Consider the following 16,142-nt stretch of genomic DNA (forward strand, 5'->3'; position numbering starts at 1 on the left):
TAGTTACTCCTGTGACTCCGCGCGCTCGGGGTGGAGATCGTCCGCGAGCGGACTCGTCTCGTCGAACGTGATGGCGCTTTCGTCGCTCACGTCCATCTTCACCGACGGGCGCGTGACGCGTGCGCCGTCGACGGTGACGTGACCATGGACGATGAACTGTCGGGCCTGCTGTGGCGAAGAGCCGAATCCCTGCCGGTACGCCACCGTCTGGAACCGTCGCTCTAACAGGTCGGTTACGTCGAGTGACAGCACCGACGAGATGTCGTCGGCGTCGCCGAGGATGCCGATTCGGCGTAGTCGGGCGACGAACTCGGCGCCGGTCTCGCCGGCGAGCTCAACGTCACCCTGTGCGTCGCCGAGAAGGCGTCGTGCCTCGCGGCGCATTCGACGCAGCTCGGACTGCGCACGCCAGAGCTCTTCTTTGTTCTTCAAGCCGTACCGCGAGAGGAGATCAGACTCCTCGGCGATGCGCTCGCCCTGGTACGGGTGGTTCGGGGTCTCGTAGCCCTTGGTGTTTTTTCCGGTACTCATTCTTCACCGCCCTCCTCATCGGCCATCTCCTCGCGGATCTCCTCGACGTTGACCCCAATGGTCCCCTCGGTTCGACCCGTGGATTTTGTTCGCTGACCGCGGACCTTCTGCCCGCGCTTGTGGCGAATGCCTTTGTACGATTCGATCAGCTTCATCCGGTTGATGTCATGACGACGCTTCTCTTCGACGTCCGTGCCGACGAGGTGTGTCGTCTCTCCGGTGAAGAAGTCGTTCTGTCGGTTGGTCATCCACGACGGGACGTGGTCTTCGAGGTTCTCGGCGACGTCGACCACCGCCTCGATGTCCGCCTCGTCGAGGAGCCCGAACGTGGCTGTGCGGTCCACGTCGGCCTCCTCGGCGACCAGCCGCGCCATGCGCGTGCCGATTCCGTTGAGTTCAGATAGGCTTCGCTCGACCGTCTTCGTTCCGTCGAGGTCCGCTCCCCCGATCCGGACGAAGTACTGGAGGTCCTCCTCCGTCGAGTCGTCCTGTTGTTCTTCCGTGCTCATGTGTTGATCGCAGTGGGTCCTACCGGCGCGATCCGGCGGTACTCCGTCGTTTCGAGCGTTGCGGCGGGGATTTGAACCCCGGAGGCAGTGACGCCACAGAGTTAGCAACCCTGCGCCTTGGGCCAGGCTTGGCTACCGCAACTCGCGTCGTATCGTCGCCCTCGTGGACTCGGGACCCGGCGTCCCTGCAGTTCGTGCAACTATATGGTCCACGCTTCGCTACTTAAACATCACGAATGGACGACGCGACTGCGGGAGTGTGACACGGAGCGCGCCGGAGCCGTCGTGCATCTCGATCGAACGAGGACGCCCCGTGATCACGACTCGTCAACCGCGGGATCTGGAAGCGCGACGACCGGTCGGGTCGCGTTCGAGACGAGTCGCGCGGCGACGTCACCGGCGAGCAGCTGTGTCAGGCGACTGCCGCCGCGCGGGCGGTAGACGATCGCGCTCGCGTCGATCTCGGCGGCCGCGGCGACGATCGTCGCGGCCACGTCTCGACCGTACGCAGTGTGCTCGGCTGCATCGGGAAACACCTCGTGCACCGCGTGGTACGCATCGGCGGCGATCGCCTCCGACTGCTCGACAGGCGTCTTGTCAGGAACTCCGTCGCCCTTCTCAACGACGTGGACTGTCGTCACGCGGTCCGGCTGGTAGGGCTCAAGCGCCCGGGCCGTGGCGCGGGCATCGTCCTCGGTCGCCACCGCAACAAGTGCGTGTGCGAGAATATTTGCGCTGCCCACTTCGCCCGCATGGGTGTCCGCGTCGTCGGTGTGATCCATACTTGGCGTGTCAGCCGTCGGGGTGAAAAGTATGTGCTGTCTCCGCCGTCTTGATGCGCTTGTGAGGGATCGCGAGAGCTTTTTGCTGTGCGACCGCAAGATGACTCCGTGAGTCCGGATGCAGACGGAGACGACGACCGCTCGCAGGCGTCAGCACGCACCGGGGACGCAACACCTGCACGGTCGGCCAGCGATTCTGCGACGTCGGCCAGCGATTCTGCGACGTCGGCCAGCGATTCTGCGACGTCTACCAACGAGCAGCCACGCGGATCCGATACCGAGCGGTCACATGGACCCGACGGCGAGCAGGTGCGTCGACCAAGCGAACACGGTGGCGCGTCGATTGAGGCGGACGGATTCGGAGCGAAGGGGTGGGCGCTGACCGCTGTGCTATTTGTGAGCGTGATTGTCATCCCCGGAATCATCTACGTGTACCCGTACGCCGCCGGCGGACTTGGGTTCACATTCTTTGCGACGTACCTCGCGCTCCCGCTCGTGCCGGCGGCGCTGTTGGGGCTCGTCGCTGTCTGGTCGATGACCGCAGCGGCCGCCGACGAGTGAGATACCAAGGTGTAGGCAATCGCCTCGTAGGACGATCTAGTCGTCAGATGAGCCTGTGCCTGGTCACAGCCGATTCGATACGTATGTCACAGTGGTCGTGTGAACGAGACGACTCCGCGACACCCGGACACCACTTTCGCCACACCCTCCCCAACCGATTCGATACGTGTCTGGAAGCAGTTCTGTGACGAACACGACCGCATGACACCCGGGCACCCCTTTCAGCCACACCCTCCCCAGCCGATTCACTCGTCGCCGGCGGGCGACTCGTTCATCCCTCGCACGCGCTCGCGAGCACGCCTCCGGCGGCCCGCGAGGCGCGCGCCACCGCCGGAGGATGTCAAGAAACGTGTGACACGCAGTGCGCTGTCGTCATCAGTGCGGTATCTGTCGCGTGAGCGATGGCTTCCCCACGTTCGTGGTTCTGATCTCGGGAGAGACGAGCCGCGATGAGAACGTTTGCGTCTACGACGACGTTGGCCATCAGTGGTCTCCAGCAATGAGTTGACATCCTCCCACGGCTTCAGCCGTGAGATTCCTCCGGTGGGGATGTTGGCTATGCCGTCCCCACGGAGGCAAGTTTCCCGTCGTCGGTACTCCGGTTTGTGCGCTCCTCGTTGGGACTTGCCCTCTCGGGAGAGTGTGGTATCTCCGACCAGTTGTGGTCGTCCCACTTGAGGCGCACGGGCCGTGCCATCGACCCGACTTCTTTGCCAACCTGTCGTTCCAGGAACACCCGTGACGCGTCGAGATCGGCGTGGCCCTCGTAGCCACACCAACACCGGAACGCGTCGCCGTTTCGCTCTGTCTCGTCACGTTCGCCACACATCGGGCACTCTACCGTCGTGTACGCTTCTGACTCGACTTCCACCGTGATGCCGTACTCCTCGACGGTCGTGGCGAGACGGTCGATGAACGAACGATACGCCCAGAACTGGTGCGTCTTCTCGTTCACCTCTGCCGACCAATGTTCCGACAGCACGTCGGTAAGGTCGCCCACGTACACTGTGGCAACGCCCTCGTCGTACAGCCTTTCTACCAGGTCACGTACGAGTGCGTCCTGTGCGTGGTCGCGTCGTCGCGTCCGCTTGCGGTACAGGCGTTGAATCCGGCGACTGATGTATCGGCCCTCGCGGAGTTTGGACTGCAGGCGGGCAATCTCTTCGGTGGTTTCGCGGAAGTCGGCGAACAGGTCACGTCCCTCGTAGAGGTACTGCTGGCCGGTCGTGGTGGTACAGGCGACGATGTTGTTTGCTCCGACATCCAAGGCAGCCGATTCCTCGGCTAGTGGTGAATCCCGTCGAGAATCAGGTACGGTGACAGGCTGAATGGCCCTGAACGTATCGTCCACCTCGTCGTAGTACAGTTCCAACCGGCCCTGTTCGCCCTCCCATTTTGGGTCGCCAGCGACTTCGAGGCGCAGTCGGTCATGGTAGCCAAACCCGTACTCGTCTTTGAGGTCTTGGCCGACGGGGATTTCGAGGCGGCTCCGTTCGCCGGTTTCGAGGGTGTACTGGTCGTTACGGATGTACGTTCTCAGCTTACGCCCCTCGTTCTCGTTGCCCCAGTACCCCGGCAGGCCGTTGGCTTCGCCCTTCTCTTTCAGGGAGAAGAACGACCGCCACGCTTCGCTGTTCTTGCGAATCACCTGTTGGGCGGTGGCGCTTCCGAGGACACCGACGTACTGCTTGCGGTAGTCTTCGGTGTCCCACACAGACTTGTCGATGTTGGGGTCGGTGAAGTTCTGGCGTCGCTCATAGGTGAGTTCGTTCCAGAGGCTGGCGGAGGCGTCCAATAGGTCGCGGAGCAGTTGCTCGTCCTCCGTGGTGAGCGGGCGCACTGCGAACGTATTGGTTCGCCTCACGACAATAGACATTTGTAGTCCTACGTCTAAATGTCTTTTGGACACAGACGATGAGACCAAACATCGACATCTCGCACACGCTGAACGGGCGGGTGAAGGACTACGCCGAACGGCAAGATATTGGCCTCGAAGACGCCTATCAAGAGATTATCGAAGCGGGGTTGGAAGCGGTGGAACATCCTGACGAGTCGTAGCGCGTGGACTGGTGGGCGATGTTGTCGCTTACACCCACCCCTGAAGGGGGTGGGCTTCCGCTCGCCACGTGTCATGATCGGTGGCGGCATCGGTTGGGTCACCGATATCGACCGGTTCGAGCCGGGAAAACACGCCGTACTGTTCTTTGACGAGCTCGACTGAGAGGGCTCCGTCTTCATCGACGTACCAGCGGATCTTATCACCCGATTGGACGTCAGCCGCTCGCCGTACCGCTGCCGGGACCGTGACCGAGTAGCTCTCGTTCACCGTCGTTTCGTCTTCGACGTCGTGAGACATGTGTGGGGGGCAGTGCGACACTGAAAAATAATTTGGCTTTAAATTTGCTCCACGCGGGTTCTCACACGTGTGGACTGCACCCATCGCCCTGTCGTCGGGCGCCAGCGCGCCGAACGACAATCGTTTTTACCGGCCCTTCCGGATGATGAATATGTTGATCACCGTCTCTGGCCCGCCGGGCAGCGGGAAGAGCACGAACGCCGCCGGGCTCGCCGACGCGCTCGGGCTCGACCACATCTCCGGCGGAGACATCTTTCGCGAGATGGCCGCCGACAACGGGATGACGCCGGTCGAGTTCAACGAGCACGCCGAAGACGACGGCGCGATCGATCGTGACCTCGACCGACGGCTCCACGAGATCGCGACGACGCGCGAGGCGGTCATTCTTGAGTCACGACTCGCCGGCTGGCTCGCCGGTGACGCCGCCGACCTCCGGCTGTGGTTCGACGCTCCGTTAGCCGTCCGTGCCGAGCGAATCGCCGAACGCGAGGACAAGGCGGTGGACGTCGCACGAGCCGAAACACGCCGCCGCGAGGCGAGCGAGCGAAAGCGGTACCGCGCGTACTACGACATCGACATCGACGACCTCTCGATCTACGACGCCGCTTACAACACCGCACGGTGGCCGCCAGACCGATTCCTCAAGGCCCTCGTCGCGACCGTCGAGGCGTACGACCCCGCCGAAGACGAGGGAAAAGCCCCGGTGACGGGCGTCCGCTACGACTTCTAAGTACCTGATGTCTCCTGATTCCCCGCCGAGCGATACGCCGCCCGACGACACAGAGACCGGTGCCACCGACGACGACCCCCTCCGTTCTCCGCCGGACGAACGGTCGGTACGCGAGCTGCTTCGGTTCGGCGTGGTAAACCTCGACAAGCCCGCCGGTCCGTCCTCACACCAGGTCTCTGCGTGGGTCCGTGATGCGATCAACGACAGCCTCGAGACGATCGACCCGGGTGGCGAGCCGATCGCAGGTGTCGCACACGCCGGGACCCTCGATCCCAAGGTGACCGGCTGTCTCCCGTCGCTCACCGGGACTGCGACCCGCGCGGCACAGGTGTTTCTCGAGGGCTCGAAAGAGTACGTCGCCGTCCTAGAGCTACACGGGCCGGCACCCGCGGATCTCGAAGACGTCGTCGGAGAGTTCGAGGCGACGATCTATCAAAAGCCCCCGCGCAAGAGCGCCGTGACGAGGCGGTTGCGCACCCGCACGATCCACGACCTCGAGCTGCTCGAGTGCGAATCGCGACAGGCACTGCTCCGTATTCGGTGTGCGTCGGGCACCTACGTCCGCAAGCTGTGTCACGACATCGGACTCGCCGCCGGTGTGGGCGCGCACATGGGCCACCTCCGACGGACGGCGACGGACCCCTTCGACGACACGACACTACATACGCTGCAGGATCTCGTCGACGGTCTCACGTGGGCCGAAGCTGGCGACGAAGCACTCCTCAGACGAGTCGTGAAGCCAGCCGAGACAGCACTCACTGGGCTCCCGTCGGTCACGATCGCCCCCTCGGCCGCGCGGGCCGTCGCGACCGGGGCGCCGGTGTACGCCCCGGGCGTGATCGACAGCGAACGCTCGGTGAGAGAGGCGGCCACGGACGCCACCGAGTCGGCCGATGGCACGGTCCCCGAAGAGACCGGTCGTGCCCCGCTCGTGGCCTGTTTCATGCCGGACGGGTCGGCCGTCTGTCTCGGGCAGCTCGTCGGCGACCCGGCGGCCGAGTCGGGTACCGTGGTCGCGATAGAGCGCGTCCTCGTGTGAGCCAGGCGGGTCGGGGACCGAAACGAAGTTCTTAATTACGCGTCGGTCGTCGTTCGAGACACGATACGGGACCGTGGGGTAGTGGTATCCTCTGCGGATGGGGTCCGTAGGACCTGAGTTCGACTCTCAGCGGTCCCATACGAACGTTCACGCGCTAGCAGCCGCCGGAGCAATAGTTACTCACCGCCATCAGCCGCTGTGTCGGCTTCTTGTCTTCGACCTCCGCGACGCTCTCGCGGAGGTCATAAATTCGCAGATCGATTTACCTGAATTGAGGCGCTAAGGCCCCTTCCTCAACGAACGAGCGAAGCGAGTGAGTAGGGAGGGGATACAGCGTTCACAAGAGCGAGGCTCTTGTGCGCGGACGAGACGCAAAGTGTCTCGTCAACGCCGCACGGTTCTCAAACACGTTCGACGCTCGGCCCACAGGTCCACGCAATCGAAACAATTATGCGTATAGATACGCACAGTGCGTATGTAATGAGGCGGAAGAACATCACCATCCGTGAAGACCAAGCCGAGTGGGTCAAGGAGAACCATCTTAACCTCTCGTCGTTCGTTCGCGGACAACTTGACGAACTCATCGAAGAACGCTCGTGAACTACAACTACAGGTATCGACTCCGACCGTCCGACGCTCTCGAAGAACAGTTAGTGTGGACTGTCGATACCTGTAGGCAGGTCTACAACCACTTTCTCCACCGACTCAACCGCACCGACGACACCTCGGCATACTCCGAGCAGAAGCTCCTGCCGAGTCTCAAGAAGTGGTGGAACGACCTGAAAAACGTTCACTCGAAGGTTCTCCAGAAAGTCGTGCAACGGCTGTACGACAACCTCTCGACACTACGAGGGCGCAAAGAGAACGGCTACCGCGTCGGGACGCTCAAGTGGAAGGCACCGGGCGAGTACCGCAGTTTCACCTACAGTCAATCCGGCTTCAAGCTCAAGAACACGAGCGGTCGGACTCGGCTGTGGCTCTCGAAACTCGGTGAAATTCCGCTCACTTTCCACCGCGGTCTTCCCGACGACGCCGAAATCAAGACCGTCACCGTTAAACAGGAACCGACCGGAATATGGTACGCCATTCTCGGCATCGAGACGCCCGACGACCCGCCGGAGAAGCTGGAGAATCCCGAGAACTGCGTCGGCATCGACGTGGGGATCCTCAAGTACGCCCACGACACGGACGGAACCGCCGTCGAATCCCTTGACCTCTCCGACGAACGCGAACGTTTGGAACGCGCACAGCACGACCTCTCGCGGAAACAGCATGGGTCGGACAATTGGGAGAAACAGCGTCGGGTCGTGGCAGAACGCTACGCCGAGTTGAAGAACAAGCGCCGCGACTTCCTTCACAAGCTCTCGAACTACTACGCTCGAGAGTACGACTTCGTGGCGGTCGAGGACTTGGACGCAAAGGGGTTGGTCGAACTACCGGGCAACTCGCGGAACCGAGCAGGTGCGGCGTGGGGAACATTCCTGCGGATGCTCAAATACAAGTGCGAACGCGAAGGAACATACTTCGTTGCTGTGAATCCGCGCGGAACGACGAAAGAGTGTGCGTCCTGCGGCGTCTCGACCGAGAAACCGTTGTGGGTGCGCGAACACTCCTGCCCGGCGTGTGGGTTCGAGGCGGATAGAGACGCGAACGCGGCGTGGAATATTCTTTCTCGCGGTGTGAAGAAGCGGTTAGGAGCGGGACGCTCCAAATCAACGCCTGTGGAGACTGCGCTCCCTGTGTCCTCGGTTGTGGATGCAAAGCGCGTCGTGGAAACAGGAAGCCCCACCCTCAAGCGCGAGGGCGTCAGCCCGAGCGGTAGGGTGGGGTAGTTCACTACGGTACCTTTAGTAACACAGAGGATCATAGGTATTACTAACGATGGCAAGTAGTACAAACGAACCGAGAGTAGTGCGTGTGTCCCAGAAGGGACAGGCCACTATCCCTAAGAGATTGCGCGAGAAGTTCGGGATTGAGACGCCTAGCGAGGTGTTCGTTTACGAAGAGCGAGGGCGTATCATCATCGAGCCAGTCCCATCACCTGACGAATTACACGGCATCCATGCCGGTGAGCATGAGCGTGGCGAGGTACTGGAGCGGGTCCGTGAGTTGAAAGACGAAGAAAAGCGCCTGGAAGCGGAGCGAGTTGAACGGCTCCGTCCGTCCGAGGACGTATGAGCAACGAGTACGTCTTCGACACCGAGGCGATCATCGCGTACCTCTACAACGAACCCGGGCACGAGATCGTCGCTGACCTACTTGATGAAGTCTTCTCTGGTGAGGCTAGCGGATACCTCACTGAGACGAATGCGAGTGAAGTGTTCTATCTCGTTGCCCGGTTTGAGGGCACCGATGACACCCCAACAAATACTTCGCTTCGAGAAGCAGACCGAGATCTTCGTGCGCTTGAACGGCAGGGGGTGGAACTTGAAGCAGCCGACTGGCGGCTTGCAGGTGAGGTGAAAGCCGACGGAGGCATTTCGCTGGCCGATACGTACGCGGTTTCGCTTGCCTACGAACGTGAAGCAACACTGGTTGTGGGAACTGACGATGACTTCGATGGTCTAGCTCTGGATGTTGACTTACGCAGGTTCCGTGAAGACGGTGTGTCATCGACCCACGACTGAAGTCGTGGGTTCCTGACATAGACGTACGTATGAAAGGCAATGAGAACCTGTGACACACCACGGTCGAGTCACGTCGCGGTGTGAACGTCGAACAGATACACCGGGACCCAGACGACGAGCACGGCGGAGCCGAGGATCGTCGCGATACCGGCGGCGACGAACCATTCGATGAAGGCGACGCCGAGCGGGCGCACCGAGGTGAAAAGCGGGACGAGACTCACGAGCGCACAACCGATCCCACACAACCAGATCAGAAACGCCACGATACCGGTGCCGTACGAGAGCTCGAGCGAGTCGACCCATCGCCGGGTCGACGATACCGCATCGCGGAGCCGGCGATTCGGCCGACGACGACCGGGACCAGCCCACTGGTAAAACGACCGTTCGTGAAGCGCGACGACGTCGTGTTCGGTTGCGAGCGCCGAGAGCTGGTTGGCGACCGTCTCGGGGGTGTTCGCTCGGCACTCGTCGCGGATCGCCTCGAAGATCGTCTCGGGGTCGTGTTCGCGGTCGGGATTGTCGTGGAGATACGCGACGATCGCGCGCTTGGTGTCCTGGGTCGGCCCGTCGTACGTGTCGAGCAGTGTGCGCTTTGACGTCATCGGAGATCAGGGGATGACAGCGGGTCGTGACGGCCGTCACGAGCGGTGAGTCGGTCTGTGATGGCCATCACGAGATAATTACAGGATAAACTATCGTGGGTATATATGTTGCTGTCTGCCGTGACCACGAGTCGATGCACTGCACTCACTGCGGCCAGGAGGCCGCCGACCAGGTCGGCCTGTGGTTCGATCGCGACGGCGACATGCAGCTACTCGCGCTCTGGCTCTGTCGACGGTGCGTCGAGATGCTCCTCACAGAGCCCGGCATCGAACGCGGAATCGACCCACGCGGGTCGCGTTCGACGACTGCGGACGTTGGGTACCGAAGCGAGACAGCGCAGCGACGCGGTAGCGCAAGACGAACGGATCCAGTACATACGAGCGACGCGCCAGCACACGCGAGCGACGCGGCTCGCACAGATGACTCGAACGGGCCCGCAGACGACTCGGTGGAGGGTGGTATCGCAGCCGATCACCGGCCACGGGTGAGGAGCCTCACCGGACGATCGTCACGGGGACCGACGCGCGCGTCGAGACAGTCTTCGCGACGTTGCCAACGAGGTAGCGTCGCGAGGCGCGGTCGGAGTCTGCTCCGTGTGCCCCGATGACGACGCCATCGTACGCCGCGGCGCGGTCGAGGATCTCACGGGCGGGGTGACCAAGTCCGACGGCAGTCTCGACCTCGCGGTCGTACTCGTCGGCGATGGCGGTTGCGCGCTCGAACACGGGCGCGGCGTGCTCGGCGGCGGCCACATCGAGGTCTGGCTCGAACGTGAGCTCAACTGCCTCACCCATCAGCATCGACGGCGCGCCGACGACGTGGAGTACGGTGACGCTCGCCGTTGGATGCGTCTCGAACGCGTACCGGAGGGCGTCGCCGGCGTGCTCGGAGTCGTCCATCGGAACGAGGATGTGATCGGACACGTCTCGAAGCAGCGGCTTTAGGGGTTACATACGTTTCGTTGCTTCTTGAGTGAGAGAAAAACCGCGAAAGAACACGGGGGTGAGCCCCTGACGTGGAGTGTGACGCGCTCCAGTCACAAAATGTAATTACGTAATATAGTAAAATTAGGAAATAAGCAATATTTTCTGCTATCGGCTGCGGCAGCTCACTCGCCCACGTTGACCGTCGTTTCGTAGATCACGCTCCCACTCGGGTCGTGAATCAGTCTGAGCGTCTGGTCGCCGGTGGTGCTGCTGCCGTGTGTTACCTGCTCTGTATCGCCAGTTCGCCACTCCTCACCCGAAAAGCCCGCGTCGATTCGGTCGCCGCCGAGAGAGAGTGCGAGCTGGGTCGTATCCAGTGGGTCCCCGCCCGTCTTCACGATGGTGACAGTGTCACCATTCGCTGATTCGACGGTAAACGAGGCCTGCGGGGCGGTCTCAGTGAGTGTGTCACCAAGGCCGACGACATACGTTCCAACTACGGCCGCAAGGATCACGGTGATCGCGACCATCATGACGACGCCGATGACCGGGCTGACTCCCCGGTCGGTCCTGTGAAACGGGCTGTCTGCATTCATGGGTAGAATCGACCGAGTATCGGTCAGTATCCAGTTTGAGCCGACATATTTGTAGCTGCCGCTGCAGCTATCAGTACTGATATTTAGTGACGGTGTCTCACGGCGCGATTTTAAGTCCTGGGCGGTCCCTTTCTCGCTCGTTGATGACCAAGCGACCGGACGGAGGGAGATCATGAGCGAATCGTCGAGCCGTCGCCACCGAGAGCGTCGCACGCTGACGGTCATCGCGCTCGCGGGAGCGCTCGTCGCCGGGCTCCTCGTCTCGACGTACCTCCGGTACGTGCTCTTGGCCGTCGTGTTAGCGTACGTGCTCACGCCCGCGCACCGCCGGCTCTCGGACTACGTGCGTCCGGATATCGCTGCCGTCGGGTTGATCCTCCTCACCGTGGTGGTCCTGTTTATTCCGTTGTTGTTCGTGACGGTAGTCGCGATACAACAGGGACTCGGATTACTCGGCGCCTTCCGTCGTGGTGAGTTCGACGGGTTCCTGCTTGAGCCGATCGATCTCGTTGGATACACGGTGGACGGCTCCCAGCTCTACGCGACGTACCGACCGTCGATCGAAGCCGGGCTCGGGCGGCTGGCTGGTTGGGGCCTCGAGCTCGTGCGTGGGCTCCCCGGCGTGGTTGTCGGGCTCTCTGTGACGGCGTTCATTCTCTTTGCGCTCTTGCGCGATGGTGACCGCCTCCTCGCGTGGACGATGGCGGTCGTTCCGGTCTCGGAGCCCGTCCAAGAAGAGCTGCTCGCCGAGCTGGACGACCTGATGTGGGCATCCGTCGTCGGGAACGTCGTCATCGCTGCCTCACAGGCGGTGACACTCGGTGTCGGCTTTTTGATCGCCGGGTTGCCGGGCGTCACCTTCCTGACCGTCGCCGCGTTCTTGCTCACGTTACTCCCGCTCGTCGGCTCGTTCGGCGTGTGGGTGCCCGCAGCGATCTATCTTCTTGCGGGTGATCGGCCGACTGCGGCGGGCGCCATGCTCGTCTTTGGCGTGCTCGTCAGTATCTCTGACGTCTACTTGCGACCGGCCGTGATCAACCGTGCCGGCGCGATCAACGTCGCGGTGATCGCGATGGGTATCTTCGGGGGGATCGTTCTGTTCGGCGGTGTCGGACTGTTTATCGGGCCCGTGGTTCTTGGTGGCGCGAAAGAGGTACTCGACCTGTACGCCCGCGAGCGATCGTCTGACAGTTGATGGCCGACGCACATGACCCCGTGATGAGGGGTGCGAGGTGGTCACGCGTTCGCCACTACGTCAGCGATGGTCCTGTAGCGAACGCGATCGCGCGGCTCTGTTGAAATACTTAGAGTGTGTCATATTCTGGCTTGTTTCGTTCAATGTAGTCACTGGAACACGTCAGACTCATCCAGCGACTGAGAGGTGTTCTGTTCCGGGTCGATTCCCACGTCACGGAGTTCCTCGTCGCTCGGCGATTCTCCGGCACCGTGATAGCCGGCGACGGCCTCATCAAGGTTTTTGAGTGCGGCTTCTCGAGTCTGGCCTTGTGACGTGACACCGGTGTCCTCGTCATGGGCGACCCACACGTCGCCACTCTCGCCAACGGACAGTGAGATGTTGACCGGCAGTGTGGGGTCCTCGTCGCCGGGGTCGTCGGTGTCTATGCTCATGGCATCAAAGAGACTTGGGAGTCGAGTGAATCTGGTGTGTATAGTGGACTTCATGCTGTATTCGCGCTGTGTATCTCGCACGATCACTGAAACATCTATTTGAACTGGTCGAACCCTTGTGGTCAATACACATACTCTTTCTCACAGCTAATCACACATATTTCAATTGCAAACAACAGCTTGTTAACTGTTCTATAACGCCCTCTGATCTAGTAACTAATACTGAGCCACGGTTATAGAAGCTTACACGCGATTAGATCTGTTAGAACCCTCGTGACCTGATAGACATCGCATGCTGATCGTTGCCAGTGTTGGACTCGGGCGGGCTCTGATCGGCTCCCACATTGCTCATGAGAGTGTGAGTGGACTGCTCGGGTACTGATCTCGGGACAGACGAGCTGGAGTTAGGATGTGACCGTTTTGGAGGAATACATTCATATGCGCAGAGGTTAGACCGCCAAGCAGAATGGCGTTGTCAACCAGCCCTGAAGCGAACGACGAACTAGCGACCGCTGTCGGTCAGTATGTGCTGGGCGAGATCTCGCTCGGGAAGGCTGCCGAAGTAGCGGGACTGACTCGTTGGGAGTTCGAGGCGGTTCTCGAAGAGGCTGGCTTTACCGCGCTTTACGGTCCACGAGCAGACGCCGATCTTCAAGACGAGGTCGACGTCGCACGGAGTCTCGGCGAGTGAATGTCAGGCGGGTACCCTCAGCCAGTCGTCCTCGACACCACAGTCGTCAGTAACTTCGCCAGCACCGATAGCGTTTCATTCCTCGCTGCCGTGTTGAAGTTGCCAGTCGTCGTGCCGGCTGTTTGTGACGAGCTCGAGCGTGGTCTAGACGCCGGTCACGAGTATCTCGATGACGCCGTCGATGCGCTCGGTGAGGAATTACCCATTCAACCCGTCTCAGCAGACGATGGCGTTCAGGAGATCCGTGATCGGTTGGACCGCGGGGAAGCAGAGTCACTGCTCGGTGCCATAGAACACCGTGGAACGCTTGCGACCGACGACCTCGCTGCCCGGAAGGTCGCCAACCAACGAGACGTCCCGGTCACGGGATCAATCGGACTGCTCGTACTTGGCGTCGAATCAGCGTATCTCGACCGCAACACTGCCGACAAGTGGCTTGGCACGTGGCGGGAACGACGCGGGTACTACGCACCCGTAAAGAGCATGGCTGAACTACTCGATAACCACGGATCAGTTGGATCTAATTTACATTGTGTCAAGTGTGGTTACGCACCTCTCGGTAACATACGCTACTGTCTGTGGATGTCATAGAACAGTTCACAGGGGGTTGATTTCAAACCTGCTGGAGATTGATCATCTGCTTAGTAGCCAGCTCTCCTCGACCGGCTGTTGCAGGTGAAAATGTGTCTAAAGGAAAGTATTTCAACAGAGCCGACCGTGCGACATATGGCGCAGTTTCAGCTACTCCCTCCCCAGCCGATTCTGTACGTTGGTAGTAATTGTATGACTGAGACGACCGTGCGACAGCCGGACACTACTTCGCCACACCCTCCCCAGCCGATTCTGTACGTTGGTGGTGGTTATATAACTGAGACGACAGCGTGACAGCCGGACACTACTTCGCCACACCCTCCCCAGCCGATTCGCGAGTCGCCGCCGGCGACTCGCTCATCCCTCGCACGCGCTCGCGAGCCCGCCTTCGGCGACCTCACGAGGCGCGCGCCACCGCAGGTGGGTTGCTGGTGAATGTGCATCACGGTTCGAGTCGCGGGGGCGGCCGCTGAGCGGGCTAGTACACGTACTCGTCTGCGCCGATGCCGACGTAGTTCCGACTGGTCGATCGCTTGTTCCACCGGTACCCCGCGATCAGCTTCAGCGACTCCCACCCAGATCGATAGGGCTGTGAGAGGAGCCCGTCACCCGCCTTGGCGGCGAGCATCGCGTCAGCCGCACCGATAATCCGGTCCCAGTCGGCAGGGTCATAGTCGGCGACCATCTCAGCCATCGTCACGTTCCGGAGCACCTCGTCGCCGATGGCCTCCTTCCAGCGTCGGTTGTACGCGGCGAGGTCGCCGGCCGCGGCGAGCTCCCCGGCGATCGCCCCCGTCCGAACCGCGACGTGATCGCCGCCCTCGTGGAACGCCGACGTCGTGCCCATCGCACCGCCGACCACGGCAATGCCGGCGTCCGTCGGCGAGTCGATCGGGCGGGTCGACGAGATGGGGTACGTTTCGGTCCCGTCGCGTTTGCCGGCGGCCTCAACCACCGGAAAGTCGGTCTCGATGTCGTACTCGTCGCCGTACTGCCACTCCAACAGTCGGCGGACGTACTCGCCTCCGCTCGGGATCGTCTCGTCGTCGGGCGACAACAACGCGTAGGCGTCGGCGTCGAACGCCGAGACGTCCATCCCCATCGGCATGGTCAAGCCGATCCGACAGACACGGTCCTCGTTGGGAAACACCCACGGATAGGCAGTCTCGCCGGGCATCACGCCCCACCAGAAGACGATCGCGCCGTCGACCGCCTCGTAGACGGCCTCCGGAACGCGCCGGTACTCCTGGTAGGCGATGTGGTTTGCCTTCGGCGGTGAGAGCCGCTCGGAGGCGTTTGCGTCGGCTGGGAGGTACTCGTCGAGGACGGGATTCGTCACGGTCCGCTGCGGGCCGTCCGCGAGCACGAGGAAGTTGGCACCGATCACCGTGCCGTCGGCGAGCCGAACGACGTGCCGGGGCGTCGGCCCGCTACCGCCGGCCCGGTGGTCCGTTTCCACGTCGCGAACCGCGGTGCCCACCCGGTAGCTCGCGCCGGCGTCTTCGGCACGCTCGCGGAGCCAGTCGTCGAACCGCGCCCGGTGAAACGTGTACCCGAAGGCGTCGTACGACGAGCCGATACCGGTGTCGTACAGCGTTGCGGACGCAGAGGGACCGCGGAACTCCGCGCGGTCGAGTCGGCGCTGGATGATGCCATCGTCGAACTCATCGGGGTGGATCCCCATCAAGTCGACCCAGTAGTCGAGAATTCCGGCCGCGTCGGTGGAGTCCGGACCGAGACCCTCGCGGTCCGCTCGCGGCACCCCCTTCTCTACGACTATCGCGTCCGCACCTCCGCTTGCAGCCGCGTACGCCGCGGACGTGCCGGCGGGTCCTCCGCCGACGATGGCGACGTCTACGCGTTCCATACAGAGAGAGGTCGACGTCCAGGCTTTAAATTCACGGTCGGGTCCGGGGTGCGTTTCGCGAGGTCTCGTCGACAACACTGATTGCGGGCCCTGTCTCACCCCCG

Annotated in this window: 20 protein-coding genes and 2 tRNA genes; 11 read left to right on the top strand and 11 right to left on the bottom strand. The window is 61.9% G+C overall.

Annotated features, from left to right (window positions below):
• Positions 1-3 precede the first annotated feature (3 nt).
• The 4 genes from ACWUI7_RS11165 to ACWUI7_RS11180 all read right to left on the bottom strand — a co-directional run bounded on the left by ACWUI7_RS11165 (position 4) and on the right by ACWUI7_RS11180 (position 1,822).
• Positions 4-531 (bottom strand): 30S ribosomal protein S4, encoded by a 528-nt coding sequence (locus ACWUI7_RS11165; protein WP_496642291.1) that lies wholly within the window; start codon positions 529-531, stop codon positions 4-6.
• Positions 528-1,040, bottom strand: a complete 513-nt coding sequence (locus tag ACWUI7_RS11170; protein ID WP_496642292.1) for a 30S ribosomal protein S13 — start codon at positions 1,038-1,040, stop codon at positions 528-530. Before ACWUI7_RS11170 ends, ACWUI7_RS11165 begins: the two co-directional genes overlap by 4 nt.
• Before the next feature lie 56 nt (positions 1,041-1,096).
• A tRNA-Ser gene (locus ACWUI7_RS11175) sits at positions 1,097-1,182 on the bottom strand.
• A gap of 175 nt (positions 1,183-1,357) precedes the next feature.
• Positions 1,358-1,822 (bottom strand): universal stress protein, encoded by a 465-nt coding sequence (locus ACWUI7_RS11180; protein WP_496642293.1) that lies wholly within the window; start codon positions 1,820-1,822, stop codon positions 1,358-1,360.
• Between the two features lie 108 nt (positions 1,823-1,930).
• Here ACWUI7_RS11180 and ACWUI7_RS11185 point away from each other — a divergent pair, with 108 nt between their 5' ends.
• Positions 1,931-2,383, top strand: coding sequence for a DUF7977 family protein (locus ACWUI7_RS11185; protein WP_496642294.1), 453 nt, complete (start codon positions 1,931-1,933; stop codon positions 2,381-2,383).
• Between the two features lie 556 nt (positions 2,384-2,939).
• On the opposite strand, the gene ACWUI7_RS11190 is transcribed toward ACWUI7_RS11185, so the two are convergent.
• Complete coding sequence (locus ACWUI7_RS11190) at positions 2,940-4,259, bottom strand: RNA-guided endonuclease InsQ/TnpB family protein (protein WP_496642295.1); 1,320 nt, start codon at positions 4,257-4,259, stop codon at positions 2,940-2,942.
• Between the two features lie 38 nt (positions 4,260-4,297).
• Here ACWUI7_RS11190 and ACWUI7_RS11195 point away from each other — a divergent pair, with 38 nt between their 5' ends.
• Entirely contained in the window at positions 4,298-4,441 is a 144-nt protein-coding gene (locus ACWUI7_RS11195; RefSeq protein ID WP_496642296.1) for a hypothetical protein, read from the top strand.
• Between the two features lie 28 nt (positions 4,442-4,469).
• On the opposite strand, the gene ACWUI7_RS11200 is transcribed toward ACWUI7_RS11195, so the two are convergent.
• Entirely contained in the window at positions 4,470-4,739 is a 270-nt protein-coding gene (locus tag ACWUI7_RS11200; RefSeq protein ID WP_496642297.1) for an AbrB/MazE/SpoVT family DNA-binding domain-containing protein, read from the bottom strand.
• Positions 4,740-4,890: 151 nt separating this feature from the next.
• Here ACWUI7_RS11200 and cmk point away from each other — a divergent pair, with 151 nt between their 5' ends.
• From cmk to ACWUI7_RS11230, 6 genes are all read left to right on the top strand, one after another.
• Positions 4,891-5,469, top strand: coding sequence for a (d)CMP kinase (gene cmk, locus ACWUI7_RS11205; protein ID WP_496642298.1), 579 nt, complete (start codon positions 4,891-4,893; stop codon positions 5,467-5,469).
• Between the two features lie 7 nt (positions 5,470-5,476).
• Complete coding sequence (locus ACWUI7_RS11210; RefSeq protein ID WP_496642299.1) at positions 5,477-6,508, top strand: RNA-guided pseudouridylation complex pseudouridine synthase subunit Cbf5; 1,032 nt, start codon at positions 5,477-5,479, stop codon at positions 6,506-6,508.
• A gap of 67 nt (positions 6,509-6,575) precedes the next feature.
• Positions 6,576-6,646, top strand: a tRNA-Pro gene (locus tag ACWUI7_RS11215).
• A gap of 458 nt (positions 6,647-7,104) precedes the next feature.
• Entirely contained in the window at positions 7,105-8,340 is a 1,236-nt protein-coding gene (locus ACWUI7_RS11220; protein WP_496642300.1) for an RNA-guided endonuclease InsQ/TnpB family protein, read from the top strand.
• Between the two features lie 49 nt (positions 8,341-8,389).
• Entirely contained in the window at positions 8,390-8,686 is a 297-nt protein-coding gene (locus ACWUI7_RS11225; RefSeq protein WP_496642301.1) for an AbrB/MazE/SpoVT family DNA-binding domain-containing protein, read from the top strand.
• Positions 8,683-9,135 (top strand): PIN domain-containing protein, encoded by a 453-nt coding sequence (locus ACWUI7_RS11230; RefSeq protein WP_496642302.1) that lies wholly within the window; start codon positions 8,683-8,685, stop codon positions 9,133-9,135. The genes ACWUI7_RS11225 and ACWUI7_RS11230 overlap by 4 nt, the downstream gene beginning before the upstream one ends.
• Before the next feature lie 68 nt (positions 9,136-9,203).
• Here ACWUI7_RS11230 and ACWUI7_RS11235 read toward each other — a convergent pair whose 3' ends face one another.
• The 3 genes from ACWUI7_RS11235 to ACWUI7_RS11245 all read right to left on the bottom strand — a co-directional run bounded on the left by ACWUI7_RS11235 (position 9,204) and on the right by ACWUI7_RS11245 (position 11,260).
• Entirely contained in the window at positions 9,204-9,737 is a 534-nt protein-coding gene (locus ACWUI7_RS11235) for a hypothetical protein (protein WP_496642303.1), read from the bottom strand.
• Positions 9,738-10,232: 495 nt separating this feature from the next.
• Complete coding sequence (locus ACWUI7_RS11240) at positions 10,233-10,661, bottom strand: universal stress protein (protein ID WP_496642304.1); 429 nt, start codon at positions 10,659-10,661, stop codon at positions 10,233-10,235.
• A gap of 185 nt (positions 10,662-10,846) precedes the next feature.
• Positions 10,847-11,260, bottom strand: coding sequence for a type IV pilin domain-containing protein (locus tag ACWUI7_RS11245; RefSeq protein ID WP_496642305.1), 414 nt, complete (start codon positions 11,258-11,260; stop codon positions 10,847-10,849).
• A gap of 172 nt (positions 11,261-11,432) precedes the next feature.
• On the opposite strand from ACWUI7_RS11245, the gene ACWUI7_RS11250 reads away from it, so the two are divergent.
• Positions 11,433-12,455 carry an AI-2E family transporter gene (locus tag ACWUI7_RS11250; protein ID WP_496642306.1) on the top strand — a complete coding sequence of 341 codons (1,023 nt, stop codon included), beginning with the start codon at positions 11,433-11,435 and terminating at the stop codon, positions 12,453-12,455.
• Positions 12,456-12,604: 149 nt separating this feature from the next.
• Here ACWUI7_RS11250 and ACWUI7_RS11255 read toward each other — a convergent pair whose 3' ends face one another.
• Positions 12,605-12,889, bottom strand: coding sequence for a type II toxin-antitoxin system HicB family antitoxin (locus tag ACWUI7_RS11255; protein WP_496642307.1), 285 nt, complete (start codon positions 12,887-12,889; stop codon positions 12,605-12,607).
• A 466-nt stretch (positions 12,890-13,355) separates the two neighbouring features.
• Between ACWUI7_RS11255 and ACWUI7_RS11260 the strand changes: the two genes are divergently transcribed.
• The gene (locus tag ACWUI7_RS11260) at positions 13,356-13,580 is read left to right on the top strand and encodes a UPF0175 family protein (RefSeq protein ID WP_496642308.1); all 225 of its coding nucleotides are present in this window, start codon (positions 13,356-13,358) and stop codon (positions 13,578-13,580) included.
• Complete coding sequence (locus ACWUI7_RS11265) at positions 13,581-14,171, top strand: PIN domain-containing protein (RefSeq protein WP_496642309.1); 591 nt, start codon at positions 13,581-13,583, stop codon at positions 14,169-14,171.
• Between the two features lie 478 nt (positions 14,172-14,649).
• Here the strand turns inward: ACWUI7_RS11265 and ACWUI7_RS11270 are convergent, their stop codons facing one another.
• A complete protein-coding gene (locus tag ACWUI7_RS11270) occupies positions 14,650-16,038 on the bottom strand; it encodes an NAD(P)/FAD-dependent oxidoreductase (RefSeq protein ID WP_496642310.1) in 1,389 nt (462 codons plus the stop codon).
• Positions 16,039-16,142 lie beyond the last annotated feature (104 nt).

The sequence above is a fragment of the Halorubrum orientale genome (genome assembly GCF_059623105.1).